Origin of the sequence: Kibdelosporangium aridum (assembly GCF_900176515.1) — a bacterium.
GTDB classification, from domain to species: Bacteria; Actinomycetota; Actinomycetes; order Mycobacteriales; family Pseudonocardiaceae; genus Kibdelosporangium; species Kibdelosporangium aridum.
This window is the reverse complement of record NZ_FWXV01000013.1, coordinates 238,918-265,336: the sequence shown is the minus strand read 5'-3', so window position 1 is coordinate 265,336 and position 26,419 is coordinate 238,918. Positions and strand designations below refer to the sequence as shown.

27 protein-coding genes are annotated in these 26,419 nt (G+C 67.0%); 12 read left to right on the top strand and 15 right to left on the bottom strand.

Annotation, left to right across the window (positions count from 1 at the left end; all coding sequences use genetic code 11):
• Nucleotides 1-3 precede the first annotated feature (3 nt).
• Nucleotides 4-720, top strand: a complete 717-nt coding sequence (locus B9C43_RS48240; RefSeq protein ID WP_084434017.1) for a GNAT family N-acetyltransferase — start codon at nucleotides 4-6, stop codon at nucleotides 718-720.
• Nucleotides 721-770: 50 nt separating this feature from the next.
• Here the strand turns inward: B9C43_RS48240 and B9C43_RS48235 are convergent, their stop codons facing one another.
• A complete protein-coding gene (locus B9C43_RS48235) occupies nucleotides 771-1,214 on the bottom strand; it encodes a PP2C family protein-serine/threonine phosphatase (RefSeq protein WP_200826044.1) in 444 nt (147 codons plus the stop codon).
• An 18-nt stretch (nucleotides 1,215-1,232) separates the two neighbouring features.
• On the opposite strand from B9C43_RS48235, the gene B9C43_RS48230 reads away from it, so the two are divergent.
• Nucleotides 1,233-2,117, top strand: a complete 885-nt coding sequence (locus B9C43_RS48230) for a cyclase family protein (RefSeq protein ID WP_084434016.1) — start codon at nucleotides 1,233-1,235, stop codon at nucleotides 2,115-2,117.
• On the opposite strand, the gene B9C43_RS48225 is transcribed toward B9C43_RS48230, so the two are convergent.
• Nucleotides 2,110-2,478, bottom strand: coding sequence for a DUF6176 family protein (locus B9C43_RS48225; RefSeq protein ID WP_033382610.1), 369 nt, complete (start codon nucleotides 2,476-2,478; stop codon nucleotides 2,110-2,112). The two genes, B9C43_RS48230 and B9C43_RS48225, sit on opposite strands and share 8 nt — an antisense overlap.
• Nucleotides 2,479-2,493: 15 nt before the next feature.
• Here B9C43_RS48225 and B9C43_RS48220 point away from each other — a divergent pair, with 15 nt between their 5' ends.
• Entirely contained in the window at nucleotides 2,494-2,889 is a 396-nt protein-coding gene (locus tag B9C43_RS48220; RefSeq protein WP_033382609.1) for an acyl-CoA thioesterase, read from the top strand.
• A 4-nt stretch (nucleotides 2,890-2,893) separates the two neighbouring features.
• Here B9C43_RS48220 and B9C43_RS48215 read toward each other — a convergent pair whose 3' ends face one another.
• Nucleotides 2,894-3,427, bottom strand: a complete 534-nt coding sequence (locus B9C43_RS48215; RefSeq protein ID WP_084434015.1) for a GNAT family N-acetyltransferase — start codon at nucleotides 3,425-3,427, stop codon at nucleotides 2,894-2,896.
• Nucleotides 3,428-3,541: 114 nt separating this feature from the next.
• Between B9C43_RS48215 and B9C43_RS48210 the strand changes: the two genes are divergently transcribed.
• A complete protein-coding gene (locus B9C43_RS48210) occupies nucleotides 3,542-4,756 on the top strand; it encodes a GNAT family N-acetyltransferase (protein WP_084434014.1) in 1,215 nt (404 codons plus the stop codon).
• A gap of 91 nt (nucleotides 4,757-4,847) precedes the next feature.
• On the top strand, nucleotides 4,848-5,618 hold the full coding sequence (locus B9C43_RS48205) for a hypothetical protein (protein WP_084434013.1): 771 nt from the start codon (nucleotides 4,848-4,850) through the stop codon (nucleotides 5,616-5,618).
• Nucleotides 5,619-6,226: 608 nt separating this feature from the next.
• Here B9C43_RS48205 and B9C43_RS48200 read toward each other — a convergent pair.
• Genes B9C43_RS48200 through B9C43_RS48190 form a run of 3 tightly spaced genes read right to left on the bottom strand, consistent with a single transcriptional unit; the run spans nucleotide 6,227 to nucleotide 8,220 of the window.
• The gene (locus B9C43_RS48200; RefSeq protein WP_084434012.1) at nucleotides 6,227-6,874 is read right to left on the bottom strand and encodes an HNH endonuclease family protein; all 648 of its coding nucleotides are present in this window, start codon (nucleotides 6,872-6,874) and stop codon (nucleotides 6,227-6,229) included.
• A gap of 56 nt (nucleotides 6,875-6,930) precedes the next feature.
• Complete coding sequence (locus B9C43_RS48195; RefSeq protein ID WP_084434011.1) at nucleotides 6,931-7,740, bottom strand: Fpg/Nei family DNA glycosylase; 810 nt, start codon at nucleotides 7,738-7,740, stop codon at nucleotides 6,931-6,933.
• A gap of 12 nt (nucleotides 7,741-7,752) precedes the next feature.
• Nucleotides 7,753-8,220: a ribose-5-phosphate isomerase gene (locus B9C43_RS48190; protein ID WP_084434010.1), complete on the bottom strand. Its 468-nt coding sequence runs from the start codon at nucleotides 8,218-8,220 to the stop codon at nucleotides 7,753-7,755.
• 41 nt (nucleotides 8,221-8,261) lie between these two features.
• On the opposite strand from B9C43_RS48190, the gene B9C43_RS48185 reads away from it, so the two are divergent.
• Nucleotides 8,262-8,951 carry a 2-phosphosulfolactate phosphatase gene (locus B9C43_RS48185; protein ID WP_235039271.1) on the top strand — a complete coding sequence of 230 codons (690 nt, stop codon included), beginning with the start codon at nucleotides 8,262-8,264 and terminating at the stop codon, nucleotides 8,949-8,951.
• The gene (locus B9C43_RS48180) at nucleotides 8,948-9,631 is read left to right on the top strand and encodes an MBL fold metallo-hydrolase (protein WP_051895286.1); all 684 of its coding nucleotides are present in this window, start codon (nucleotides 8,948-8,950) and stop codon (nucleotides 9,629-9,631) included. Before B9C43_RS48185 ends, B9C43_RS48180 begins: the two co-directional genes overlap by 4 nt.
• Here B9C43_RS48180 and B9C43_RS48175 read toward each other — a convergent pair.
• Both B9C43_RS48175 and B9C43_RS48170 read right to left on the bottom strand, forming a co-directional pair.
• Entirely contained in the window at nucleotides 9,603-11,036 is a 1,434-nt protein-coding gene (locus B9C43_RS48175) for an aldehyde dehydrogenase family protein (RefSeq protein ID WP_084434009.1), read from the bottom strand. The two genes, B9C43_RS48180 and B9C43_RS48175, sit on opposite strands and share 29 nt — an antisense overlap.
• Before the next feature lie 54 nt (nucleotides 11,037-11,090).
• A complete protein-coding gene (locus tag B9C43_RS48170) occupies nucleotides 11,091-11,720 on the bottom strand; it encodes a mycothiol-dependent nitroreductase Rv2466c family protein (RefSeq protein WP_084434008.1) in 630 nt (209 codons plus the stop codon).
• A gap of 91 nt (nucleotides 11,721-11,811) precedes the next feature.
• Here B9C43_RS48170 and pepN point away from each other — a divergent pair, with 91 nt between their 5' ends.
• Nucleotides 11,812-14,376, top strand: a complete 2,565-nt coding sequence (gene pepN, locus B9C43_RS48165) for an aminopeptidase N (RefSeq protein WP_084434007.1) — start codon at nucleotides 11,812-11,814, stop codon at nucleotides 14,374-14,376.
• Between the two features lie 53 nt (nucleotides 14,377-14,429).
• On the opposite strand, the gene B9C43_RS48160 is transcribed toward pepN, so the two are convergent.
• Together B9C43_RS48160 and ctaJ are read right to left on the bottom strand one after the other, a co-directional pair.
• Nucleotides 14,430-14,927: a DUF5130 family protein gene (locus B9C43_RS48160; RefSeq protein ID WP_033382597.1), complete on the bottom strand. Its 498-nt coding sequence runs from the start codon at nucleotides 14,925-14,927 to the stop codon at nucleotides 14,430-14,432.
• The gene (ctaJ, locus tag B9C43_RS48155) at nucleotides 14,914-15,165 is read right to left on the bottom strand and encodes an aa3-type cytochrome oxidase subunit CtaJ (protein WP_033382596.1); all 252 of its coding nucleotides are present in this window, start codon (nucleotides 15,163-15,165) and stop codon (nucleotides 14,914-14,916) included. The genes B9C43_RS48160 and ctaJ overlap by 14 nt, the downstream gene beginning before the upstream one ends.
• Nucleotides 15,166-15,719: 554 nt before the next feature.
• Here ctaJ and B9C43_RS59090 point away from each other — a divergent pair.
• Nucleotides 15,720-16,121, top strand: a complete 402-nt coding sequence (locus tag B9C43_RS59090) for a hypothetical protein (RefSeq protein WP_084434006.1) — start codon at nucleotides 15,720-15,722, stop codon at nucleotides 16,119-16,121.
• Nucleotides 16,122-16,130: 9 nt separating this feature from the next.
• On the opposite strand, the gene B9C43_RS48145 is transcribed toward B9C43_RS59090, so the two are convergent.
• Entirely contained in the window at nucleotides 16,131-16,709 is a 579-nt protein-coding gene (locus B9C43_RS48145; RefSeq protein WP_084434074.1) for an HNH endonuclease, read from the bottom strand.
• Nucleotides 16,710-16,978: 269 nt separating this feature from the next.
• On the opposite strand from B9C43_RS48145, the gene B9C43_RS48140 reads away from it, so the two are divergent.
• From B9C43_RS48140 to B9C43_RS48130, 3 genes are all read left to right on the top strand, one after another.
• Entirely contained in the window at nucleotides 16,979-17,941 is a 963-nt protein-coding gene (locus B9C43_RS48140; protein WP_033382594.1) for a mechanosensitive ion channel family protein, read from the top strand.
• Between the two features lie 12 nt (nucleotides 17,942-17,953).
• Complete coding sequence (locus tag B9C43_RS48135) at nucleotides 17,954-18,337, top strand: globin (RefSeq protein ID WP_033382593.1); 384 nt, start codon at nucleotides 17,954-17,956, stop codon at nucleotides 18,335-18,337.
• A 71-nt stretch (nucleotides 18,338-18,408) separates the two neighbouring features.
• Nucleotides 18,409-19,959: a glycoside hydrolase family 13 protein gene (locus B9C43_RS48130; RefSeq protein ID WP_084434005.1), complete on the top strand. Its 1,551-nt coding sequence runs from the start codon at nucleotides 18,409-18,411 to the stop codon at nucleotides 19,957-19,959.
• On the opposite strand, the gene B9C43_RS48125 is transcribed toward B9C43_RS48130, so the two are convergent.
• From B9C43_RS48125 to B9C43_RS48110, 4 genes are read right to left on the bottom strand one after another with little or no spacing between them, the layout of a single operon-like run.
• The gene (locus tag B9C43_RS48125; RefSeq protein WP_084434004.1) at nucleotides 19,956-20,228 is read right to left on the bottom strand and encodes a hypothetical protein; all 273 of its coding nucleotides are present in this window, start codon (nucleotides 20,226-20,228) and stop codon (nucleotides 19,956-19,958) included. The two genes, B9C43_RS48130 and B9C43_RS48125, sit on opposite strands and share 4 nt — an antisense overlap.
• 45 nt (nucleotides 20,229-20,273) lie before the next feature.
• Entirely contained in the window at nucleotides 20,274-20,924 is a 651-nt protein-coding gene (locus tag B9C43_RS48120; protein WP_084434003.1) for a DUF8185 domain-containing protein, read from the bottom strand.
• The gene (locus tag B9C43_RS48115) at nucleotides 20,917-21,351 is read right to left on the bottom strand and encodes an acyl-CoA thioesterase (protein ID WP_084434002.1); all 435 of its coding nucleotides are present in this window, start codon (nucleotides 21,349-21,351) and stop codon (nucleotides 20,917-20,919) included. Before B9C43_RS48115 ends, B9C43_RS48120 begins: the two co-directional genes overlap by 8 nt.
• A 20-nt stretch (nucleotides 21,352-21,371) precedes the next feature.
• Entirely contained in the window at nucleotides 21,372-26,345 is a 4,974-nt protein-coding gene (locus tag B9C43_RS48110) for an NAD-glutamate dehydrogenase (RefSeq protein ID WP_084434001.1), read from the bottom strand.
• Nucleotides 26,346-26,419: the final 74 nt, after the last annotated feature.

Below are 26,419 nucleotides of genomic sequence, written 5' to 3'. Positions count from 1 at the left end.
CTGATGATCGTAAATGCGCCCCGCCTGGTCCTGGCAGGCAGCCGTAGTCCGCGGTGGGTCAATGGGGTGAGCTGGGCCGGCTGGAAGGTACGGCTGCGCGAGATCCGCCCTGCGGACCATCGCGGCCTGGCCGCGTTCGACCGGGACGCTGCCCGCATCCTTGATCCCCAAGTCGGTGGCTACCGGCACTGGGCGGCGCATCGAGGGAGTGCGGCCGGTTCCGGTGATGACTTCCACTTCGCGATCGAGACGCTGCACAGCCGAACACTGGTCGGGTCGATCTGGATCCAGACCGACCCGATCTGCGGCCGGTTCAGCTACGGCCTCGGGATTGGGGCACAGCATCGCCGCTGCGGCTACGCCGCCGACGCCGTCAGCATCCTGCTCGCGTTCATGTTCGAGCAGGGCCGCTATCGGAAGTGTGAGGTCAGCATCAACGGCAGCAACTTCGCCTCGCTGGCGTTGCACGGAGAACTCGGCTTCCACGAAGAGGACAGACCACGCGATACCGAGTTGCTGCGCGGAGGAATCAGGTATCCGGTGCTGATGAGCATCACCGCGGACCAATTCGCCGGACATCACCCGACGCTCGCCGCTGCTCGCGGTCCCGTACGCCCTTGGCGAGGACGACACTGGCGAACACGGCGGCGAGGACGACACTGGCGTACCGAACGCCAGGTGGACAGCGGCCGACTGAACCCAGCACGACCAACCGGCTGAGACTTATCCGAACTTCCCGCCGCCCGCTCCGCCTCTTCCTCGTGGTCGTGTCACGGCCACGGGATGATCAAGACCGTGATGTTGTCGTGGCCGCCGCAGTCGAGGGCGTACTGGACGAGGGCGCGGGTGTCTCGGTCTGGGTTGCCGGTGATTTTCGTGCGTAAGTGCTCTGCGGCGGGGAAGTAGCGCCACAGTCCGTCGGTGCACAGTACGAAGCTTCCTGGGGTCGTTGGGCGGAGGCTGCGGATGTGGGGTGTGGGTTTGGGGGCGTCCGCGCCGAGCCAGTTCGATAGTGCGTCGAGGTTGCCGGTGTCGTCTTCGGTTAGTTGGATGGCGGGGCCTTCTGCTGGGATCCAGTAGGCGCGGCTGTCGCCGATCCAGCTGACCCAGGTGCCGGATTTGCTTGCTATCCCGGCTATGTAGGTACAGGCGGGCGCGGCGTCCGGTGTGCCCAGGGCTGATACCGCTTGGGATTCGACACAGGCGGTGTGCATCGGATGAGAATATGGCTCATGAGTGAGTGGCGGGTGCAGTTCGACGCGAATGTGACCTTCAGCAACGGCGGGGCTTTGCAGGCTCAGGAATTCCGGCTCGACATCCCTGGCGAGGACATCAGTGATGATGCTTTGGGTGAGCTGTTCGTCCGGCATCTTGGGTTGTTGATGGTCGGCGACGTCACCATCGCCAACAAGACCCTCATTCAGGAGCCGCACAAGGGATCCCGGGGTGTTGAGGTCACCGCGCCCGAGCGGCGGGTGATCGATCTGAGTCACGTCATCGAGCACGGGATGACCACGCACACCGGCTTGCCTGGCCCGGAGATCGGGGATTGGTTGTCCTTTGCGGACTCGCACCGCAATTATGCGCCCGGCACCGAGTTTCAGATCGGGAAGATCAGCATGGTCAGCAATACGGGGACCTATGTGGACAGTCCTGTGCACCGGTTTCGTGATGGCGCTGATCTTTCCGGCCTTGACCTCGGTCGTCTCGTGGACGTCGAAGGCATCATGGTCCGGACTGGCGAGCGGGTGATCGACCGGAAACTGTTGCTCGCCTACGAAGTCACGGGTAAAGCTGTTCTCATCAACACCGGTTGGGACCGGCATTGGGGAACCGACACGTACACCAACGGGCAGCATCCGTTCATTACCAAGGACGCCGCTGAATGGCTCGTGGAGCAACGGCCCGCGGTGGTGGGTATCGACTCGATGAACGTGGACGACACCGACGACGGCAGTCGGCCAGCACACACCGCTTTGCTGCGCGCCGGCATTCCGATCGTCGAGCACATGACCAATCTGGACTCGCTGCCACCGCACGATTTCCGGTTCCATGCCGCTCCCCTTGCCGTCAAGGGCATGGGGACGTTCCCAGTCCGCGCCTACGCGCTCACCTGAGCGCCCAGTCCAGCACCGCTTTCCTCACCGGTTCCGGCAGCATCAGCACCTGGGGCTCGGCTTCCACCCAGCCGGGCTCCTTGGTGCGCTTGGCCTGCTCGACATGGTCGCGGTCGATCGGGATCGACTCGTCGAGGCCTTCACCACCCCGGCCACGCACCTGCACCCAGTACAAGTACTCGTCGTCGCCCTCCCGCAGCCGGAACACGATCTCGATCGCCATCCGCTCCCGGTCGAGCGTCGCCACACATTCGTCTATCCGGTCGTTGAGCATCTTCATCCACTTGTCGGCTTCCGCTGACGCTCCAGGCTTCACCTTGGCCCGCGACAACTCGACAATCAGGCCCTCAGGAATGCTCATACGCAACAATGTGTCATGTTCGTCCACCGGATTAGGGTCCGCTACAGCGAGTGCGACCAGCAGGGCGTGATGTTCGTCGGGCACTACATGTTCTATTACGACGTTGCACTGACTGAGCTATGGCGCGCTCACGTGTGCAGGTACCAGGACATGGTCGAGAAAGGCGACGACATGATGGTCGCCGAGTCCCGCCTGCGGTATGTGCGCAGCGCACGGTTCGATGACCACGTCGACATCGAGATCCCCATCCACCACCTCGGCACCACGAGCGTGATCACCCGCCCGGTGTTCCGGGTGGGCGGCCAGATCATCACCGAGGGCGAGGTCCGGCACGTCTTCATCGACCCGGCCGCGAACTCCAAGAAACCGATTCCGGACTACGTCCGCACCGCACTGTCCACAATAGAGTGACAAGTCAGTGGCGCAGGTGCCGGATGCTGCGGACGTACTCCAGTTCCAGCACCGGCCTGCCGTCGCCGTAGTCCCACTCCCTGCGGCGACCGGAGTCCCGGAAGCCTTCCTTGCGGTAGAAGTGCCGTGCGCGGTTCGCGCCGGACAACGTCCACGCGCGGATGTCGCGATGCCGTTGATCAGCCAGGGTTTCCTGGACGCGTTGCAGCAATGTGGACGCTACGCCCGTCCCCCACGCGGTGGGACGGGCGTAGCACGCGAAGATTTCGCCTTTGCCGTCGCCTTCCTCCGCGGGCCCGAAATGACTGAAGGCCACGACCCGGTGCCCGCGCTCGGCGACCAGCAGCGTGCCGGAAAACTCGGGGTCGCCGAGCATGTCCGCCCACTGCCCACGGCGGACTGCCACTTGTGCGGCCAGGAACGTCGACTCGAACAAATCTCGATAGGCGACCCGCCACGCCTCGGCGTGCACCTCACCGATGCTCGCCGCGTCCTGTTTCCGTGCCTCACGCACCAGAGTCAGGGTGTCCAGGCGCATGGATCCCTACCCAGTTCAGTCCAGTCGTTCACCCAGTTCGCCAGAAGTGGGCACACCATACGTCCACTGGAAAGTCAGTGGCAACGTCTCGCCACTTCGGATAGGAAGGCTCGCGTGTCAGAGCTGACGATCCGTACCGCGACCGAGGCCGACTTCCACGACGCACTCAGCTTGTTCCTGCCGGTGTTCCTCCAGGAAATCGAGGACAAGGACGACGAGTGGTACCGCAACGAGTGGGAGCCGGACCGGCTGCTGCTGGCGCACGACGGCGACGAACTGATCGCGACGGCAGCCATCCTGACTCGCCAGATGACGCTTCCGGACGCGGGCTTACGGCCATTCGCGGCGGTCACCACGGTGGCCGTGAAGACCGGGCACCGCAGGCGCGGCGCACTGACCAAGATGATGCACGCGCAACTGCACGGTCTGCACGAGCAAGGCCGGGAACCGGTTGCCGCGCTGTGGGCGTCAGAAGCCGGAATCTACGGCCGTTTCGGTTACGGGATGGCTTCGCAGTTCCTGCGTGCGCACATTCCCAAGGGTGTGCCGTTCCGTTCCGGCACGGATGTCGGCAAGGACCGCGTCCGGCTCGTGTCGCGTGAAGAAGCGATGCCTTCTGTCACAGCGTTGTACGACCGAGTCGCGCCGCAGCGGACCGGTTGGCTGTCGCGTGACGAGCGGGCATGGGCCGAGTACCTGTGGGACACCCCGCACTGGCGAGAAGGCGCCTCCCCGTTGAAATTCGCGGTTCACCCGGACGGGTACGTGATTTACCGGACCAAACGGAAATGGGGTGAACGCGGGCCCGAAGGCGAGTTGAACGTCCTGGAATTGGTCGCGGCGACACCTGTCGGCGCCGCGGCGCTGTGGCGTTTTCTGCTCGACTTCGACCTTGTCGGCGAGATCGAAGCGCCGATTCCACTCGACGACCCCTTGATCAATTTGGTGCTCGATCCGCGTCAGGTCGTGCGCAAGCAGCGGGACGCGCTGTGGGTCCGGCTCGTCGACGTGGACCGTGCGCTCGTTGAACGCAGGTACTCGGCGCCGCTGGACACCGTGTTCGAACTGACCGACGTGTTCTGCCCGTGGAATCAGGGCAGGTGGCGGATGGTGGTTGACTCGTCCGGCACCGCGACGGTCGAACGAACCGACACCGACCCGGACCTGCTCGTGGACACGACAGACCTGGCGGCGGCGTACCTCGGCGGGGTCCGGCTGACCGACCTGGCCGCAGCCGGCCGGGTCCGTGAACTCACCCCCGGAACCCTGATTCCGGCATCCCGGGCGTTTCTCGGCGACCAGCATCCGTTTTGTCCGCAGGTGTTCTGACCCACACTGTCCGGACGCACGACGGGAACTGTGGAGGTAGCGTTCGGCGTTGTCCAATTTGAGGACTTTCGAACGCTCAAATGGAGGCGTCGTGACCACGGGCATCGTGGTGGTTGTACTGATTGTCGTTGTGGCCGGGCTGATCTTCATGGCGGCCAACAAACGAGCGACAGCTCGCCGTAACGAGCTGGAGAACGCCAAGGCCGACGCACGACGCTGGGTCGAGCGGCTCGGCGGCCAGGTGATGAACCTGACCGGCACCGACGAGGCGTCCAAGCAGGCATTGGCCGACGCGTCCGAGCGCTACACCGCGGCCGGGTCGCAGATGGACCAGGTGCAAACGGCTGAGCAGGCCAAACTCGTGACCAAGACGGCGCTCGAGGGCCTGTACTACGTGCGGGCCGCGCGTGAGGCGATGGGCCTGGACCCAGGTCCCGCGCTGCCCGAGGACCGCGAGCAGATCGACGCGGGTCGCGTGACCGACGACCGCCGGGTGAACGTCGAAGGCCACGAGTACGCGGCTTCGTCCCGGCCGGGCAACGGCACGCCGTACTACTACCCCGGTGGCCGCGTTGCGGGGCGTCCGGTTCCGCAGGGCTGGTACAGCGAGCCGTGGTGGAAGCCCGCGCTCATCGCCGGCGCTTGGGGTGTCGGCACGTTCCTGCTGTTCGACGCGATGTTCTCCGGGATGGCCGGCATCCCGGACGCTGCGGCTTGGGAGTCCGGTTATGACGCCGGGCAGGCCGAGGCCATGGCCGACACGGGCGGCGGTGACGCTGGTGGCGACGCCGGGGGCGACATGGGTGGCGGCGATGGCGGCGGCTGGGGTGACTTCGGCGGCGGCGATTTCGGCGACTTCTGATCGATAGCTAGCGCTTGACGGCGGGCGGTCCGGTTCGGGCCGCCCGCCGTTGCGTTGTTTGTGGGTGGGGTCCGATAGTGGGCGGTCCGGTTCCGGTCGCTCGCCGTCGCGTTGTCTGTGGGGCAGGGTCGAATAGTGGGCGCTCCGCTTCGGGCCCGCCCGCGGTCGCGTTGTTGTGGTGGGGGCCGATAGTGGGTGGTCCGGTTCGGGCCGCCCGCGGTTGCGTTGCATGTGGGTGGGGTCCGATGGCGGGCTTGGGTTCCTGGGTTCCGGGATGTCGGTCGTTGCGGCTGAATGTTGAGTACCGAACTCTGAGTTCTGAATTCAGAGTGCAGCATTTAAAGCTCAGCACGCAGAACACAGCACCCAGTGCTCAGGGACCCGGGGCTCGAGGGCCCGGGGGTCAGGGACTCGAGGGCCCGCGAACTCGCCTGCGGGCTCGGGGCCCGTCTGGATTCAGAGTGCAGCATTCGAAGCACAGCGCTCGGGGCATCTGAATTCAGAGTGCAGCATTCAAGGCGCGGCATGCGGTTCGGGAGGCAACCTTCAGCACCCAACACTCAGGGCAGGGCGGCTGAATTCAGAATGCAGCATTCGAAGCACAGCACTCAGGTGCATGTGGACAGGGCACTGTCGAGGGCGGCACGTTCCGCCGCGGTAGTGGTCAAGGAATAGCTGGCCTTGGTCCCGACATAGATACGGGCGTAGGCGCACGCGTACCCCGCGTTGGGCGGCATCCATTGGTCGGGAGTCTGGTCGCCCTTGGACTGGTTCGTCTTCCCTTGAACCGCAACGAGGTTACGCAGATCGTTGGCCGCCTCGGTCCGGCGGCCGGTGTCCCAGTTCGCCGCACCCGACCGCCACATCTCGGCGAGCGGCACAACGTGGTCGATCTGGATCTTGGACACGCTACTTACAGTCTCACCGGTATAAGGGTCCTGCAGCGTGCCCGACTTCACGGCACAGCGCCCTTCCTTGCGCTCGACATTCGTCAGGTCACGGGCAAGGACCTGACTCCGTTGATCACAGCCGTCGCCGTCGACGTCCATCCACGGCTGGCCGAAGACACACGCTTTCTCGCACGAACGCTCGTAACCACTGAGGGATAACGGTGTCTGCACAACGAGTGCCGCCAGCTGCGTACGAGCGGTGGCGGCATCGGGAGTGCCTGGTGGGACGCCGCCGACAGGCACGCTGGGACCGGGCAGTGCCGCGCATCCGGCTAACAGCAAGGCAGGGAGGATCGCACGGATCATGCTTGCCGGGTACCCGCCCCGACTCGCGCGCCGCAGAGCTGATCAGGCGAAACGCGTTACTCCGGTTGGCAGGTTGGGCACCAGAAGAGGTTGCGCCCCGCCAGTTCCGCCTTCGCTATCGAGGTTCCACAGAGGTAGCACGGCAGTCCGGCCCGCCGATAGACGTAGACCTCGCCGCCGTGGGCGTCTTTGCGGGGTTCGCGGCCCATCACTTCGGGCATGTGCTCGGGCCGGACCGTGTCGATCTGCCCGGCTTTCACGCCGTAGTTCATCAGCTCAACGAGGTCCACCCACATCTCCTTGAACTGCGTGGGATCGACCTCCTTGCCCGGGGTCATCGGCGGAACACCGTGCCGGAACAGGATTTCCGCCCGGTACACGTTGCCGACCCCGGAGATCACCGCCTGATCCATCAGCAACGCGGCCAACGGCACCCGGGAGCGGGAAATCCGGTGCCACGCCTTCTCCGGATCGGCGTCCCGGCGCAGCGGGTCGGGACCCAGCCGCGCCCGCAGCGCCATGACCTGGTCCTCGGTCCAGAGTTCACAGGCCGCCGGGCCGCGCAGGTCTGTCCAATGTGTACGACCCACGACCCGCATCCGGACCTGGCCGACCGGGTCGAGCAGCGGCAGTTTGCGCTCGTCGAAGATCCCGGCCAGGCCCAGGTGGACGTGCACGATCGCGTCCGGGCCGTATACGTGGAACAGGTGCTTTCCATGCGCTTCCGCGCGCACCAGTTTCCGGCCGTCCAGAATGGACGCTTGGGCGGCGAACCGGCCCTGTGGGCTGGAAACCGCGACCGGGTATCCGGCGTGACGACGGTGGTGCATCCGGGCATGCCGGTGCAGCGTATGACCTTCAGGCATTTGCCATGGAGTCTACTCGGGCAACGCCGGTGGCGTCCCCGTGCGCTCGTAGTCCGAGATCAGATCGACCCGGCGTTGGTGCCTGCCGCCTTCGAATTCCGTGGCGAGGAAGGCCTCGACGATCGTGGCCGCCTCCTCCTCGGAGTGCATCCGCCCACCGAGCGCCACTACTTGGGCGTTGTTGTGCTTACGGCCCAGTTCGGCGGTTTCGACGTTGTAGGCCAGGGCCGCGCGGCAGCCCTCGACCTTGTTCGCCGCGATCTGCTCGCCGTTGCCCGAGCCGCCGATGACGACGCCGAGGCTGCCTTCGTCGGCGACGACGCGCCGGGCGGCCTCGATGCAGAACGGCGGGTAGTCGTCCTGCGCGTCGTAGACGTGCGGACCCACGTCGATCACCTCGTGGCCCGCCTGCTTGAGGTGGTCCACCAGATACGTCTTCAGCTCGTAACCGGCATGGTCACTTCCGAGATACACACGCACGCGCCGAAGTGTGCCATGGACGGGACTGGCAGGCTGGGCGCATGTTCACTCAGGACGGCTTCGGCGTACGGATGGAATGGGGTTTGCCGGGCGTCGAGGCGCTGGCCCCGCACTGCACGGTACTGATCATCGTCGATGTGTTGAGCTTCACCACCTCGATCGACCTGGCTGTGGGCCAAGGCGCGCGGGTCGTGGTGAAAGCGCCCACCGCGGAGACAACCGGGTTGAAACGTCCAAGTGAACTCAAGTCCGTCCAAGCGGGCACCGAGCTCACGTTCACCTCCCCGAACGGGGGCAGGCTGTGCGAGCGGGCCGGGCAGCAGACCCGGGTGATGGCCGGGTGTCTGCGCAACGCCGCCGCGGTCGCCGACAAGGCGATCGACCTGGCTGACCGCGGTCCGATCGGTGTCATCCCCGCGGGTGAGCAGTGGGGCGTGAACTTCCACGAGCGGCAGAAGTCCGGCCCGATGCGGGTGGCCATGGAGGACTACCTGGGTGCGGGCGCGATCGTGTCGGCGTTGCTGGCTGAGGGCTACAGCCCGGCTTCGCCCGAGGCCGCGTTCGCCGCAACGTCCTACCGCACGGCCGAGCCGTACTTGGCGGAGTTGCTGGGTGGTTGTGGTTCCGGTCTCGAACTGGGTGCCAGGGGCCTCTCGGAGGACATCGCCCTGGCGGGCCAGGTCAACGTCAGCAAGGCCACGCCGACTCTGGTGAACGGCGTGTTCCAGTGATCGAGGTCTCCGACCGTGTCTACGCCATCAGGCATGAGGAGCTCGACCTGACCACGGGTCTCGTGATCGGCGACGACACGTGCCTGGTGATCGACACACCCGGCGATCACGTGCAGGGCGCCGCGTTGGCCGGGCAGATCCGGGAGATCACGTCGAAGCCGTGGCAGGTCGTGTACACGCACAACCATTTCGACCACTACTACGGCACGGGTGCCTTCACGCCGTGCGAAGTGTGGGCGCACGAGAACTTCCGGTTCGAGGAGTCCGAACGAGCCGTGTGGGCCCAGCGGTACCGGGACGAAGGCAAGCCGGAGATGGCCACGGCCATCGAGGAGTCCGAACTGGTCGCACCGACGAGGACCTTCGCCGGCCGGGCCGAGATCGGCCTCGGCGGGCGAACGGTCGTCCTGCACCACTTCGGGCCCGGGCATTCGTTCTGCGACACCGTGATCGAGGTCACGGACACCGCGACGGTGTTCGCGGGTGATCTGGTCGAACACCCCGAGTTCATCGAAGAGTCCTTCGGGGACGGCGACATCACCCAGTGGCCGGTGGCGCTGGAACGCCTGCTGGCGCTGGATCCCGACGTCGTCGTCCCCGGGCACGGGTCACCGGTCGGCAAGGACTTCGTTGCCCACCAGCGGGAAATTCTTATCGCTGGATGGACTTCAGCTCGGTGAACTCCTCGATCCCGTACTTGCCGAGCTCGCGTCCGTTGCCGGACTGCCGGTAGCCACCGAACGGCGCCAACGGGTTGAACGAGCCGCCGTTGATGCTGACCTGGCCGGTGCGCATCCGCTTGGCCACGGCCAGGCCGCGCTCCGGGTCGCCGGAGAACACCGAACCGGACAGGCCGTAGATCGTCGAGTTGGCGATCTCGACGGCCTCGTCTTCGGAGTCATACGGCAGGACCGCCAGCACCGGGCCGAAGATCTCCTCCTGCGCGATGGTCATCTCCGGTCGCACGTTCGCGAACACGGTCGGCGGTACGTACGCGCCGGTCGCGGGCAGACCCGAGGTGTCCGCGCCGCCGAACGCGACGGTCGCACCCTCGTCGATGCCCTTGTTGATGTAGCCCAGCACGCGGTTGCGTTGCGCGGTCGAGGACATCGGCCCGACGCGGGTGCTTTCCTCGTTGGGGTCACCGACGGTGTACTTCGCCGCGGCGGCGGACACCATCTCGACGATCTCGTCATGCCGGGACGCGGGTACGAGCATGCGTGTCCACGCGGTGCATGTCTGGCCGCCGTTGATGTACGCGTTGGCGACGCCCTTCTTCACCGCGGCCGCCATGTCCGCGTCATCGAGGATCACGTTGGCGGACTTGCCACCCAGCTCCAGCGCCACCCGCTTCACCGTGCCCGCGGCGGCGGTCGTGACGAGCTTGCCCGCGCGGGTCGAACCGGTGAACGAGATCATGTCCACCCCGGGATGCGCCGAAAGCGCCTCGCCGACAACGGGACCTGTGCCGTGCACGAGATTCACCACCCCCGCGGGCACACCGGCGGATTCGAGCACTGCCATGAACAATCCGGCGGTCAGTGGGCTGATCTCGCTGGGCTTCAACACGACGGTGTTCCCGGCACCCAGCGCGGGAATGATCTTGGCGACGATCTGGTGCAGCGGGTAGTTCCACGGCGTGATGCAGCCGACCACACCGATCGGCTCACGCAGCACGAGCGAGTTGCCGATCTCCTCGGTGAACGAGAACTCGCTGTCCAACAGGTCCGCGACACCGTTGGCGACCGCGATCGGCAACGACGCCTGCACGTTGAGCGAGAACGAGATCGGCGAGCCCATCTCGGCGGTGATGGTCGCGGCCATCTCCTCGCGCCGGGCGCCCAGTTCGGCGGCGATTCGCCGGATCACGGCGACCCGATCGGCGACGGAGGTCTGCGACCAGCTCGCGAACGCTTTCCCAGCCGCTTGAACGGCCGCGTCCACCTCGGTCGCGGTGCCCGACGGGACGGTCGCGATCACCTCGCCGGTGGCCGGGTTCACCACGTCGATGTTCCCGGCAAGCCCGCCGTCCAGCTGCTGGCCGTCGATGACGTGACCGGTGCGGGTAGTGACAGGGACCGCCATGGGTACTCCCTTGAAGGTCGGTGGCATCGCAAGGACACCACCGACCTTAGAACGTCAGTCGAAGTTCAGCTCACCCGTGCGGGTGCGCTTGAGCTCGAAGAAGTTCGGGTAGCTCGCCAGCAGCTTGGCGCCGTCGAACACGTCGAGGGCCTGCTGGCCGCGCGGGATGCTGTTGAGCACAGGGCCGAAGAACGCGACACCGTCGATGTGGATGGTGGGCGTGCCCACGTCCATCCCGACCGGGTCCATGCCCTCGTGGTGGCTCTTGCGCAGGGCCTCGTCGTAGTCCGCGCTGTCAGCCGCCTTCGCGAGTTCCGCGGGCAGGCCGACCTCCTCAAGGGCCTCCAGGATGACCTGGTCGTAGTCGTCCCTGCGGCCCTGGTTGTGGAACCTGGTGCCGAGCGCGGTGTACAGGTCGCGCAGCACTTCCTCGCCCTTGAGCTGGGCGGCGGCGATGGCCACTCGGACCGGCCCCCAGGCTTTGTCCAGGAACTTGCGGTAGTCCTCGGGCAGGTCACGGCCTTCGTTGAGGACCGCGAGGCTCATCACGCGGAACCTCAGGTCGATGTCGCGGTGCTTTTCCACCTCGAGGATCCACCGTGACGAGATCCAGGCGAACGGACACGTCGGGTCGAAGTAGAAATCGACCTGCGTACGGGCAGCGTTGTCGGCATGGGCGCTCATGTCTCGCACAACCGGATCGGCCGTCTACATCTTCCCGTCAGGCGTGATTGGATACCGTTGTCAAATACCAGCCCCGAACCTGAGGTGATCAGTGGCCGCCCCCAACCTGACCCGTGCCCAAGCCCAGCAGCGCGCCGAGCTGCTTGAGGTCGACTCCTACGCGATAGCGGTGGACCTGACCGATGGTGCAGGCCAGCCTGGGGAGAACACCTTCACCTCACACACCACCGTCTCCTTCCGCAGCCGCCAGGTCGGCGCGGACTCGTGGATCGACATCGTCGCCGAGTCAGTGCAGCGGGCCGTGCTCAACGGCGTCGAGCTGGACGTGTCCGACTACGACGAGGCGGTCGGCATCAAGCTGCCGAACCTCGCGGAGAGCAACGAACTCGTCGTCGAGGCGAAGTGCCGGTACATGAACACCGGTGAGGGCCTGCACCGGTTCGTCGACCCGGTCGACAACGGCGTCTACCTGTACACGCAGTTCGAGACCGCCGACGCCAAGCGCGTGTTCACGTGCTTCGACCAGCCGGACCTGAAGTCGGTGTACCAGATGACGGTCACCGCGCCCGCGGACTGGAAGGTCGTCGCCAACGCACCGATCGAGTCGACCGAGCAGACCGAATCCGGTGCGGTGAAGCGGATTTTCGAGACGACCAAGCCGATGTCGACCTACCTTGTCGCGTTGGTCGCGGGCCCGTACGCGGAGTGGCGTGACGTGTACAGCGAGCCGGACCAGCCGGACATCCCGCTGGGCCTGTACTGCCGGGCCTCGCTGGCCGAGCACCTGGACGCGCAGCGGCTGTTCGAGGAGACGAAGCAGGGTTTTGCCTTCTACCACAAGAACTTCGGCGTCAGGTACCCGTTCGGCAAGTATGACCAGGCGTTTGTGCCGGAGTTCAACGCTGGCGCGATGGAGAACGCGGGCTGCGTGACGTTCCTGGAGGACTACGTCTTCCGCAGCCGCGTCACCCGCTACCTCTACGAGCGCCGCAACGAGACGTTGCTGCACGAGATGGCGCACATGTGGTTCGGCGACTTGGTGACCATGCGCTGGTGGGACGACCTGTGGCTGAACGAGTCGTTCGCCACGTTCGCCTCGGTGTTCGCGCAGGCCGACGCGACTGAGTACAAGCACGCGTGGACCAGCTTCGCCAACATCGAGAAGTCGTGGGCCTACCGGCAGGACCAGCTGCCGTCCACCCACCCGGTGGCCGCGGACATCGTCGACGTGGAAGCGGTCGAGGTCAACTTCGACGGCATCACCTACGCCAAGGGCGCGTCGGTGCTCAAGCAGCTCGTCGCGTACGTGGGTGAGGACAACTTCCTGTCCGGCCTGCGGGTGTACTTCGACAAGCACGCGTGGGGCAACGCGACGCTGGCGGACCTGTTGGGTGCGTTGGAGGAGGCGTCCGGGCGTGACCTGTCATGGTGGAGCGCGCAGTGGCTGGAGACGACCGGCCTGAACTCGCTGAGCCCGTCGTTCAAGGTCGACGCAGACGGCAAGTTCTCCGAGTTCGCCGTGACGCAGGGCGGCGCCAAGCCGGGGGCCGGTGAACTGCGCACGCACCGGGTCGCGATCGGCGTGTACGACGACGTCGACGGCAAGATCGTGCGGACCCATCGGGTCGAGGCCGACGTGGACGGCCCGCGCACCGAGATCCCCGGGCTCGTCGGCGTTCCGCGCGGCAAGCTGGTGCTGGTCAACGACGACGACCTGAGCTACTGCACGATGCGGCTCGACCCGGCCTCGCTGGAGACCCTGATCGACCGGATCGCCGACATCGCCGAGCCGCTGCCGCGCACGCTGTGCTGGTCGGCGGCGTGGGAGATGACGCGTGAGGCGGAGCTGAAAGCCCGTGACTTCGTCCAGCTGGTGATCAGCGGGGTCGCCGCGGAGACCGAGATCGGTGTGGTGCAGCGGCTTCTGCTGCAGGCGCAGACCGCGTTGTCCTCGTACGCCGACCCGGCGTGGGCGCCGGAGGGCTGGCGGCTGTTCACCGACCGGCTGGTCGAGCTGGTGCGCTCGGCCCAGCCCGGTTCGGACCACCAGCTCGGGTTCGTCTCCGCGCTGGCGTCGTCGGTGCTGGACGACGAGAAGGTCGCGCTGATCCGTGGCTGGCTGGATGGTTCGGCGCCGTTGGAGGGCCTGGTCGTGGACACCGACCAGCGCTGGCGGCTGCTGATCACGTTGGTCGCGCACGGCGCCGCCGGCGCGGCGGAGGTCGAGGCCGAGCTGGCGCGTGACTCGACCGCGACCGGCAAGCGGCACGCGGAGCGGGCGCTGGCGTTGCGGCCGGACGCGCAGGCCAAAGAGGAGGCTTGGCAGCGGGCGGTACACGACGACGAGCTGCCCAACGCCATCAACGAGGCGATCATCGCCGGGTTCTCCCACCCGGGCCAGAAGCAGCTGATCGCGTCCTACGCCGACCGGTACTTCGAGGACGTCGCCGGAGTGTGGGAGCGGCGTTCCAGCGAGCGGGCGCAGTCCATGGTGCTGGGCCTGTTCCCGGCGTGGAAGGTGGACCGCAGCACGGTCGAGGCGGCGGACGCGTGGCTGGCGCAGGAGCGTCCGCCGGCGTTGCGGCGCTTGGTGTCCGAGGGCCGCGCGGGCATCGTGCGTGCGCTCGCGGCGCGGGAATTCGACCAGCAGGCATGAGAAAAAGCGTCAGGGCCGCCCGCGGGCGGCCCTGACGCTTTTCACGTCAGTCCTCAGTGGGCGGGTGTGCCTGCCTGGTCGGCGAGCATGCGCAGGCCGCTGACCAGTCCACCGACCAGGTCGCCTTCCTTGAAGGACGCGACCAGTGCCATCACGACCAGCTTGAGGCCGCGGTCGGGCAGGCGGCGGGACGCCTCCTCGCCGGTGACGATCTCCACCACGCGCTGTCCGGGTGAGACGGCGATCAGCGCGGCGTGGCTGGGGTCCTCAGTGGACGCGTGCAGCAGCTCGGCCTCGACCCGCGTGTCGGCGTTCTTGCCGTCGCCGAGCGGTCCGAGGTAGACGCTGAAGGACAGACCCGCCGCGCGGGAGGCCAGCGTCAGCGCTTCGTCCAACCGGGACAGCTGGACCGGGGTGAACGGCAGCGCGGGCTTGGCTTCCTCGAAGGCCTTGGCCGCGGAGATCCGGCCAGTGGCCGTGACCACTGTGCCCTCCGGAAGCTGCGACTCGTCGATGACCGGTCCGGCCTTGACGACCTCACCAGCTGCCACGGGCACCTCCCCAAGCGGTCCGCGCGTGCTGCGCGGTGTCTTCTTCGTCCGTCGCGTGCGCCGGCTGCGCCGCACCTGCCGGGTTGGCCGTCCACCAGACAGGCGGGTAGTCCCAGTCCTGTCCTGGGCGGTACCTCGGGGTCTTGGCGGCACGCTCGCGCAGCGTCAGCAACGCCACGGCGCCGTAGATGGCCGCCGGGATCACTACGAAGACGAGAACTGTCTCGACCGGGCTCACGCGCTAAAGGTATCCGACCCTGGTCCACAAGGGCGCGTTGGGCCCGGTAGGCCAAACCGCCGCGGCGAACGCCCGCACCGACGAAGAAGACGCCGCCGCGCGCACGCCTTCCGAACTCGGCAACGAACGCGGCAGTCAATCGGTTCCAAGGCTGCACGACCGGCTCGAGAGTCGATCGGTTCCAGGCTGCACGACCAGCTTGAGAGCCAGTCAGTTCCAAGGCTGGACAACCGGCTTGAGAGCCAATCGGTTCCAAGGCTGGACAACCGGCTCGAGCGAGGCGGGCATGTGTCACTCACTGGGAGCGTTCCGATTCCGGACAGTTGTATGTCCTGCGGTCTTGGTAACCCGTATGCGCCATGTGACTGCCGGGTATGTCCCGCGCGCGGCGGAGTCTGTGGTGGCGAACGGCCGCATCGATCCCAAACCGAACGGTTGGACTCTCTTGACGGCTTGCGAGTTTGTCGAGCGACCCATAACTTTCACCTGTACGGACCTTGCGGACCCCGCTCGAAGCACTACTTCTCACATTTGAGTCACGAGGAGGCCCCGACATGACCACGATGACGACCCCCAATCAGGCGACCATCGACGCTCTGTTCGCTGCGCTGTGTGATGGCTTCGCCGAGGGCACTCGTGTCACTGCCGGCACCACAGTCACTCGTGGCACCCGTGTCACCAGGGGAACGAGGGTGACCGCTCACGCAGAAGGTACGCGGGTCACCTGTGGCACCAGGGTTACCCGGGGTACTCGTGTGACGCGTGGCACACGGGTCACGGCAGGCACCCGCGTCACCCGTGAAGGAACTCGCGTGACGCGTGAAGGCACCCGCGTCACCGCCGGTACTCGTGTCACCCGCGAAGGCACCCGCGTGACCTGCGGTACCCGCGTCACTCGGGGCACCCGTGTGACCCGCGGGACTCGTGTCACCGCGGGTACGCGCGTTACGTCCTGAGGCTTGCCGCTAAGCGGCGGGCTCGCCCAGGTAAGGCAGCCACAGCGGATCGGCGTCGGCCACCCCGGCCAGCAGGCGCCAGTGCGGTCCGCGTGGCGCCGCCGGTACTACCCGCAGGCGCCACCCCAGTTCACTGAGCAGCTTGTCGGCCTTCTTGTGATTGCACTTCGCGCAACTGGCCACGCAGTTCTGCCACGTGTGGGGACCCCCACGACTGCGCGGCACGACATGATCTATAGTTTCCGCCCGGCCGCCACAGTAGGCACATCTGTAGCGGTCTCGGTGCATCAAGCCGGCACGAGTCAACGGCACGCGCCCGCGGTAGGGCACGCGCACGTAGTTGCTGAGCCTGATCACCGACGGGATCTCCACGCTGGACGTGGCGGAATGCATCACGATTCCGGTTGGATCACCGTGCACGACCTCAGCTTTGCCACAGACGACGAGCACCACGGCTCGCCGTAGCGGCAGGGCTGTGAGCGGCTCGAACGTGGCATTGAGTAACAGGACCCTGCGACGGCCCCACGAAGGAACCGTGGGCACAGGTGGCCCTGTGGCTACTGTCGACGCCGAACGCTGCTCCGCCACTGGCAGTTGCGTAGGCAGCGCTGTCAGCGACGCGCTCCCGGTGCCGGTTGCACCGAGTTTCACGTCGCTTATCGGAGTCGGTTTTCGGTCGGGCACGCGACCACCTCCACCGGGGTGCAAGGCATAGTCGACCACAAACCACACCCCTCGCGCACGTGTGTTGACATACGTGTCACGTCCCGGTTCGTCAAAACCCCCGTGAACGCCTGCTGAACGCGTGCGCCATAGCCTTGCCGCGTGACCTCGTCCCCACTCGCGAGATCGGATCGATGAACACACTAGGCCTCCAGCCCCCTACCTGCGTAAACGACGTCGGCACGCTGTGTCGTGCGGTGTTCGACATGACCGGCAACGCCTGGCTGTCGGGCGCGGTGAACTGGCTGGCCAACGCCCCGCTGCGGATCCTGATCATCCTGCTGGTGGCGGTCGTCATCCGCTTTGTGGCGCGTCGCGCAATCGACCGGCTCGCCCGTGGCGCCAGCAACGGCAAAACCCCTCGTCTGCTGCGCCCGCTCAAGGAGCGCGCGCCGCAGGCCGTGGGCGCGCTGGTGTCCGAGCGGCGCCAGCAGCGGGCACAGACCATCGGCTCGGTGATGAAGTCGTTGGTCTCGTTCATGGTGTACGGCCTGGCATTCATCTTGATCTTGGGAGAGATCGGGATCGACCTCGGGCCGATCATCGCCTCGGCGGGCATCGTCGGTGTCGCGATCGGTTTCGGCGCGCAGAACCTGGTCAAGGACTTCCTGTCGGGCGTGTTCATGATGCTGGAGGACCAGTACGGCGTCGGCGACATCGTGGACGTCGGGCCGGCCACCGGGACCATCGAATCCGTGGGACTGCGCGTCACCACACTGCGTGACGTGAACGGCACGGTCTGGTATGTGCGCAACGGCGAGATCCTCCGGGTCGGCAACTCCAGCCAGGGTTTCGCGGTCGCGGTGGTGGACATCCCGCTCGGCTACAGCGCCGACATCGAGGCCGCGACCGAGGTGATCCGGCGGATCGTGGCCGACGAGGTGGGCAGCGAACCGGTGTCCGAGGACGTGCTGGAACCACCGGAGTTGCTGGGTGTGGACAAAGTCACACCGGAGAGCATCACAGTGCGGCTGACTGTGAAAGTCCGCGCCGGACGCCAGTGGGCGGTGCAGCGTGCGTTGCGTGCCCGGATCATCCCGGCGTTGGAGGAAGCGGGCATCGAGCCGCCCCTCGGCCGGCTCTTCGGCCAGAAGTAGGACAATGGTGGAGTGACGCAGGCGCAGAGTTTCTACCAGGCCGTCGGCGGCGAGGAAACGTTCCACCGGATCGTGGCGAGGTTCTACGCCGAGGTGGCTCGCGACGAGATCCTCCGCCCGCTGTATCCGGAGGAGGACCTCGGTCCGGCCGAGGAGCGGCTGCGGCTGTTCCTGATGCAGTACTGGGGCGGGCCGCACACGTATTCGGACAACCGCGGGCACCCTCGGTTGCGGATGCGGCACGCGCCGTTCCAGATCGGCCCGCTGCAGCGCGACGCGTGGCTGCGGTGCATGCGCATCGCGGTCGATGAGGCAGGGTTGTCCGAGGAGCACCGCAAGCAGCTCTGGGACTACATGGAAATGGCCGCGAACAGTCTGCTCAACAGCTGGGTCTGAGAGTGATCTTGCCGAACAGATAGCGGTTTTCCAGCCCGAACCACCCCACCACGATGGCAGGATGACCCACCGTGCCAGTACAAGCCGACGGACAATGGTGGCAGCACGCTGTTTTCTACCAGGTCTACGTCAGATCGTTCGCTGATTCCGACGGCGACGGGATCGGTGACCTGGATGGAATCCGGTCGCGGCTGGGCTACCTTGAGCTGCTCGGCGTGGACGCGTTGTGGCTGACGCCGTTCTTCACCTCTCCTATGGCCGACCACGGTTATGACGTTGCCGATCCGCGGGACGTCGACCCGGTCTTCGGTGATCTGGAGAAGTTCGACCTGCTGGTGGCCGAGGCACACGAACGCGGCATCCGGGTGACGATTGACTTGGTGCCCAACCACACCAGCGACCAGCACCCGTGGTTCGTCGCCGCGGTCGAGGCCGGGCCGGGGTCGCCCGAGCGTGACCGCTACTGGTTCCGGCCGGGCATGTACCCGCCGAACAACTGGACGAGCATCTTCGGCGGGCCGGCGTGGAGCCAGTTACCGGACGGCGACTGGTACCTGCACCTGTTCGCGCCCGAGCAGCCGGACCTCAACTGGGCCAACCCAGAGGTCGCCGCGGACTTGGAGCGCACGCTGCGGTTCTGGCTCGACCGTGGGGTCGACGGGTTCCGCATCGACGTGGCACACGGCATGGCCAAGCCGGAGTCGTTGCCGGACATGGACCCGTCGCTGATCGACAGATCCGAGATCCTGCACGAGAACGCGATCGACCCGCGGTTCGACAACGACGGTGTGCACGAGGTCCACCGGATGATCCGCAAGGTCCTCGACGGTTACCCCGACACCATGGCGGTCGGCGAGATCTGGGTGAAGGACGACGAGCGGTTCGCCCGCTACCTGCGTCCGGACGAGTTGCACCTGGGCTTCAACTTCCGGCTTGTGAACGCGGATTTCGACGCCGACGCGGTGCGACTGGCCATCGAGGCCTCGCTGCACGCGGCCGCGGACAGCACTCCCACTTGGACGCTGTCCAACCATGACGTCGTACGGCACGTCACGCGTTATGGAGACGGTGAGCTCGGGTTGCGGCGCGCGCGGGCGATGACGTTGGTCGAGTTCGCTCTGCCGGGAGCCTTGTACGTCTACAACGGCGAGGAGCTCGGGCTGCCGACCGTCGAGTTGCCGGAGTGGGCATTGCAGGACCCGATGTGGAAGCGGTCCGGGCACACCAAGCGCGGCCGCGACGGCAGCCGGATTCCGGTGCCGTGGGAGGGCACTGAGCCGCCGTACGGCTTCTCCACGACCGCGAACACGTGGCTGCCGATGCCGTTGGAGTGGGCGTCGTTGACCGTCGAGGCCCAGTTGGAGGACGAGAACTCGACGCTGTCGCTGTACCGGCACGCGATCGAGCTCCGCAAGACCCATCCGGCGTTCGCCGGGACCGTGGTCGAGTGGTACGGCGCGCCCGCCGGGTGCTTCGCGTTCCGCCGCAAGGGCGGCGGGTTGATCTGTGCGTTGAACACCTCACCGGCGCCCGTGCCGGTGCCTCCGGGTGAGGTGCTGCTGGCCAGCGAGCCGCTCGTGGACGGCCAGCTGCCGCCCGACGCCGCTGTGTGGCTGGTCTAGGAGGCGCTGAAGTCGCCGCCGCCCGTGTCGACGGCGCCTGTGTCGTCCGAGTCGTCGGTGACGGCGTCATAGACGTAGAGACCTGCCGCGAGGGCCGCAGCGCCGCGCAGGCCGTCACCGATCCTGGAGTGCTTGTTCTGCACCACGTACGGCTGCTGCTCCGGCGCGGCTGGACGAGGTTCCGGCCACGGCTCGGGCTCTGGGAACGTCTCCGCCAGCCATTCCTTGGCTAACACGTCCTCAGCGGGCTTGTCGTCCTTCTGGCTCATGACGACAGCATGCACCCTTCAAGCCGCGGGTGCTCCTTACAAGAGTCAAACGAGCAACGGCAGAAGGGCGTGACGGCGGCGTACGACCGCGCCGAAGCGGGCGTCGATGCGCAGCCACGAGTCGGTCGCGGTCACCCGGACATGCTCGTCGGGTCCTTCATTGCCGATGAACCCCATGCCGGACATGGCGAACAGGCACCGCAACGGCACCTTGATCTCCATGCCGTCGCTGCTGACCGTCAGCACGGTCTGGTCGAGCAGTGACGCGGGCGGTGTGCCGTGTGGACCCACGTTCTCGCGCGCCACCGTCAGGCCACGGTCCGCGAGCGAGGACACGACCTCGGCGGGCAGCTGGTCGATGACCTGCCAGCCCTGGCCGGGCGGCAGCGCGGAACGCCACATCAGGTCGCGCGGCAGGCCTGGGTCCACCGTCTCACCGCGCACGATCGCCAACGCCGCGAGCAGGTCGTTGCCCGCGACGGTCACGTCGTCCGGGCTCATCGATCCGCGCACAGTGCGCGTGGCGAGCACGTCGAACGGCGTCGCCACCCAGGCGTCGATCAGGCCCTCACCGGTAGTGCCGCTGTTGCGCGCTCGCAGTCTCACGACCGAGTCGCTGTCGAGCCGCACCGCCCTGGCGACGAACGCGCCAAGGTCGTCCCGCTCGTGCGAGTCACCGAAAGTAAGCTCAGACACCCTCGTCGCCCCCGGACCGCCAGCCAGCAAGGAAGTCCCGTTCCGCGTCGGTCAAGCGCCGGGGCCTCTCGTTCTGCAGATCGTACGGCGCCAGGGTGACGTCCGCGACGACCCCCACCTTGTCGTCCTCCGAAGGTCCGCAGTGGACGACCTGGTGGATGGTGAAGTCGGCGACCCGCATCCGGGTGATCGACAAGGCCACGCGGAACGGGTAGCCGTTGACGAAAAGCGGTGCGTGGTACACCGCTTCCAGCCGTGCGACGACCAGCCCACCGTCGACCATGCCCGCGCCGTGCCGGGCTCCTTCGCCGTACAGCAGCTGGAGCCTGGCCTCCTCGAGCAGCGTGATCGTCTGCGCGTGGTTGACGTGCCGGTAGGAGTCCATATCGGACCACCGCGGCCAGACCGTCGCGTGATACACACCCACCGCGAACCTCCTCCAGCGAATCAGCGAATCATGCTGCGGATCTGGCGTGCGGCGACCGACAGCATGGCGAGGTCCAGCCGGCTGGCGGAGTGCCGCAGTTCGTCGAGTGCCATGCGGGCCCTGGCCAGCCGGGAGGCGTTCGCCTTCTCCCAGTTCTCGATCTTCTGCTGCGCACTCTGGCCGGGGTCGCTGTGCTGCAACGCGTCCAGCGTGATCGACCGCAGCGACGAGTACACGTCGTCCCGCAACGCCAGTCGCGCCAAAGCATGCCAGCGGTTGCCGCGTTCCAGGCCGCTGATGAACGTCAGCACTTGGTCGACGTCGATGTGGTCGGCCATGGCGTAGTACAGCTCCGCGGTCTCCAGCGGGCTGCGTTCCATGTCCATCCCGGCCTCGCGCTCGGCCAGTTCGGCCACCTCGATCACGTCCAGCAGGCCGTAAGCGTCCAGCAGCGCGGCGACCCGCCCGGCCAGCGCCTCGGGCACGCCGTGCCGGACCAGTTCCGCGGTGTCGTTCTCCACGGCTTGTTTGGCCTGGCCACGCAGCAGGTTGCGCACCTTGGGCGCGATCACCTTGACCACGCGGGAGAACCGGTTGATCTCCGCGCCGACCGCGAGCGGCTGCGGCCGGTTGGACAGCAGCCAGCGCGACGCGCGGTCGAGCAGCCGCCGGGTCTCCAGGACCATCTGGTCGGCGATCTCGGTCGGGATCCGGTTGTCCAGCGCGTCGATCTCCCGCCAGATGGCTGGCAGGTCGTACACCCTGGTCACCACGGTGAAAGCACGCACCGCGTCGGTCGCGGAGGCGTGGATCTCCTCAGCGAGCCGGAACGGGTATGTGATTCCGGCGCCGTCGATGACCTCGTTGGCCAGCACCGTCGTGGTGATCTCGCGGCTGAGCGGGTGCGCCGCGATCGCGTCACCGAACCGTTCCCGCAATTGGCTTGGGAAGTAGTCGGTCAACCGGCTGGCGAACACACTCTGGCTGGGCAGTTCGCTGGCCAGCAGCTGTTCCTTGAGGCCGAGTTTGACGTGCGCGAGCAGGGTCGCCAGCTCCGGTGAGGTCAGGCCCTCGCCCGCCTTCTCCAGTTCCTTGAACTTCTGCGCCGAGGGCAACGCCTCCAGCTCACGGTCCAGGCCGTTGTTCTCCACCATTTCGGCGACCAGGCGGGCGTGCACCGACAGCATCGGCGCGGCGTGCGCCCGGCTGACGCCCATCACCGCGTTCTGCCGGTAGTTGTCGGCCAGCACCAGGTCGGCGACCTCGTCGGTCATCTCGGCCAGCAGCTCGTTGCGTTGCTGCCCGGTCAGCTTCCCGCTGGTGAGCAGGTGGTCCAGCATGATCTTGATGTTGACCTCGTGGTCGGAGCAGTCCACCCCGGCCGAGTTGTCCAGCGCGTCGGTGTTGACCTTGCCGCCCGAGCGGGCGAACTCGATCCGGCCGCGCTGGGTCAGGCCCAGGTTGCCGCCCTCACCGACCACCTTCACGCGCAGGTCCGAGCCGTTGACCCGGATCGCGTCGTTGGCCTTGTCGCCGACGTCGCCGTGCGACTCGCTGGACGCCTTGACGTACGTGCCGATGCCGCCGTTCCACAGCAGGTCGACCGGGGCCAGCAGGATCGAGCGCATCAGCTCGAACGGCGAGAGCTTGGTGGTGCCCTCGGGCAGGCCGAGCGCCTCGATGATCTCGGCACTCAGCGGGATCGACTTCGTGGTGCGCGGCCAGACCCCGCCGCCCTTGCTGATCAGCGACCGGTCGTAGTCGTCCCACGAGGAACGCGGCAGCTCGAACATGCGGCGCCGCTCGGCGTAGGAGGTGGCCGCGTCCGGGTTCGGGTCGATGAAGATGTGCCGGTGGTCGAACGCCGCGACCAGGCGGATGTGCTCGGACAGCAGCATCCCGTTGCCGAACACGTCACCGGACATGTCACCGACGCCGACGACCGTGAAGTCCTGCGTCTGGGTGTCCACGCCGAGCTCGCGGAAGTGGCGCTTCACGCTCTCCCACGCGCCGCGCGCGGTGATGCCCATGGCCTTGTGGTCGTAGCCGACCGAGCCGCCGGACGCGAACGCGTCACCCAGCCAGAAGCCGTAGTCCTTGGCGACCTCGTTGGCGATGTCGGAGAACGTCGCCGTGCCCTTGTCCGCCGCGACCACGAGGTAGCTGTCGTCGCTGTCGTAGCGCACGACCTGCGAGGCCGGGATTGTCTTGCCCGCTTCGAGGTTGTCGGTCAGGTCCAGCAAGCCGGAGATGAACATGCGGTAGCACGCGATGCCCTCGTTCAGCTGCGCCTGACGGTCCAGTCCGGGGTCGCCGGTCATGGCGGGCGGCCGCTTGACCACGAACCCGCCCTTCGCGCCGACCGGCACGATCACGGCGTTCTTCACCGCCTGGGCCTTGACCAGGCCGAGGATCTCGGTGCGGAAGTCCTCGCGGCGGTCGGACCACCGCAGACCGCCTCGCGCGACCGGCCCGAACCGCAGGTGCACGCCCTCCACGCGCGGCGAGTACACGAAGATCTCGAACCGCGGCCGTGGCTGGGGCAGTTCCGGCACCGCACGCGGGTCCAGCTTCATCGCCAGGTACGGCCGCGGGTTGCCCTCAGCGTCACTGACCATGTAGTTCGTCCGCAGCGTGGCGTTGATCAGGGTCAGCAGGCTGCGCAGGATCCGGTCCTCGTCGAGGCTGGTGACCTCGTCGATCATCCCGGTGATCGCGTCGACCTGTGCCTTCAGGCTGGAGAGCCTGCTCTGCTCGTCGGCGTTGACGTCGAACCGGCACTCGAACAGCTTCACCAGCGCGGTCGCGACGTCGGTGTGCTTGAGGACGGTGTCCTCGATGTACTCCTGGCTGAACGGCGTGCTGGCCTGCCGCAGGTAGCGCGAGTACGCGCGCAGGATCGTGGCCTGCCGCCAGCTGATGCCCGCGCGCAGCACCAGCGCGTTGAAGCGGTCCACTTCGGCGTCGCCGCGCCACGCAGCCGCGAACGCGTCCTGGAACTGGGTCCTGACCAGCTCGATGTCCTCGTCGGTCCGGTCCTTCAGCAGCGACGGGTCCAGACGCAGGCCGAAGTCGTAGATCCACCACGCGACGCCGCTGTCGTTGCGCAACTCGTACGGGCGCTCGTCGATCACCTCGACGCCCATCGCCGTCAGCACGGGCAGCACCTGCGAGAGCGTGACGCCGTCACCGCAGAGGTAGAGCTTGAACCGCCGCTCCCCCGGCTTGGGGTCCTCGGGGACGTAGAACCGGATGTCCATGTCGCCCTCGTTGCCGAGGGCTTGCAGCCTGCGCAGGTCGTGCAACGCCTCAGTGGCGGTGAAGTCCTCCTTGTAGGCCTCGGGGAAGATGCCCGCGAGGCGCTGGCCCTGCTGGGAGGCGGACTCCGTGCCGATCGACACCGCGCCGGTCGCGCCGTTGCCGGTCTTCTCCCGCTGCTCGGCGACCACGGCCTCGGCCATCAGGTCTTCCCAGCTGCGGATGGCCTCGGCGAGCCGCTCCTGGATGCGCGGCACGTCCGGCTCGATCTGCTGCTGGTGCTGCGGGTCGGTGTGCACGGTGAAATACACCTGGGCGAGCGAGAACTCGCCGATCCGCGCGTTGTACTCCAGGTTCGAGCCGTTCAGCTCGGCCAGCAGGACCTCCTGCATGGCCAGCCGGGTCGTCGTGGTGTACCGGTCACGTGGCAGGAACACGAAGCACGAGAAGAACCGGCCATAGGGGTCGCGGCGCAAAAACAGCCGCAGCCTGCGTCTGTCGGCCAGCGCGATGACGCCGGTCGCGGTCGCGTACAACGATTCCGCGGTGGACGAGAACAGTTCCGCGCGCGGCCAGTTCTGGATGACTTCGAGCATCCGCTGGCCGGAGTACGACTCCAGCGGGAACCCGGCCTCGTGGATCACCTCGCGTACACGCCGCTCGACGACCGGGATGTCCAGAACGTTCTCGTGCAACGCGGTCGTGGTGAACACACCGAGGAACCGGTGCTCGCCGGTGACTTGGCCGTTCTCGTCGAACGTCTTCACGCCGACGTAGTACGGGTAGACCGATCGGTGCACTGTGGACGGAGCACTCGCCTCGGTGAGCACGAGCAGCTTCGGCGCCAGCGCGGACGTCACCATCGAGTCAGGGCCCGCGGTCAGGCTGCGCGCGGCGAGGCTGTCCTGTCGCAGGACACCCAGACCGGTCGCGAGCACGGCCTTCAACGCGGGGTCGCCGTCGCCCGTCACCAGCTCGTACTGCCGGTAGCCAAGGAACGTGAAGTGCCCGTCGGCCAGCCAGCGCAACAACGCGATGCCGTCGTGGATGTCGGTGTCCTCCAACGGCGGAGGGTCGGCTTCCAGCTGGTCGGCGAGGTGCTGGGCCTGACCGGCCATCTTGGCGGCGTCCTCGACGACCTCACGGACATCGTTGAGCACCGAGTACAGCCCGGTGGCGATGGCCCGGCCCCGATCAGGGTCGGTGACCAGGTCGATCTCGATGTACATCCACGACTCGACCAGCGCGTCCGCCGGCGGCTCGCCCGGGTCGGCGGTCGGCAGGACCTCGTGCAGCTTGCCGGCGACGTCCCTGCGCACCACGACGATGGGGTGCACCACGCGCTGAACCTGCACGCCACTGCGGACAAGCTCGGCGCTGACGGACTCGACGAGGTACGGCATGTCGTCGGTGACGATCTGGATCACGGTCGACGTGGTGGACCAGCCGTCCGCCTCGGCCGTCGGGTTGATCGGCCGGATCACCGGACGTCCGGGCACCCGCTGCGCGGCCAGGTCGAGGTGCGCTCGCACGGCGCCGACCAGGTCGGCCGGAGCGAAGTCGATGACCTCCTCCGGTGGCACATAGCGGTAGTAGAGCCGGATCAAGTCGGCGATCTCGGTGGCCGATCCGGCGGCCTGCGCCACCAGCTCGTCCCTGATCTGCTCAGGGCTGGCCGGTGCGGCGGCTTTGGCCGCGACGGGGTTCGGATGGGACTGGACTCCAGTCGAGGTCATGTTCTCCCGGCTCCACACGCTCGTCGGCACCCTGTGCGGCACTTCGTTGTGCCAGTTTGTTGTGCCAGCTGCGG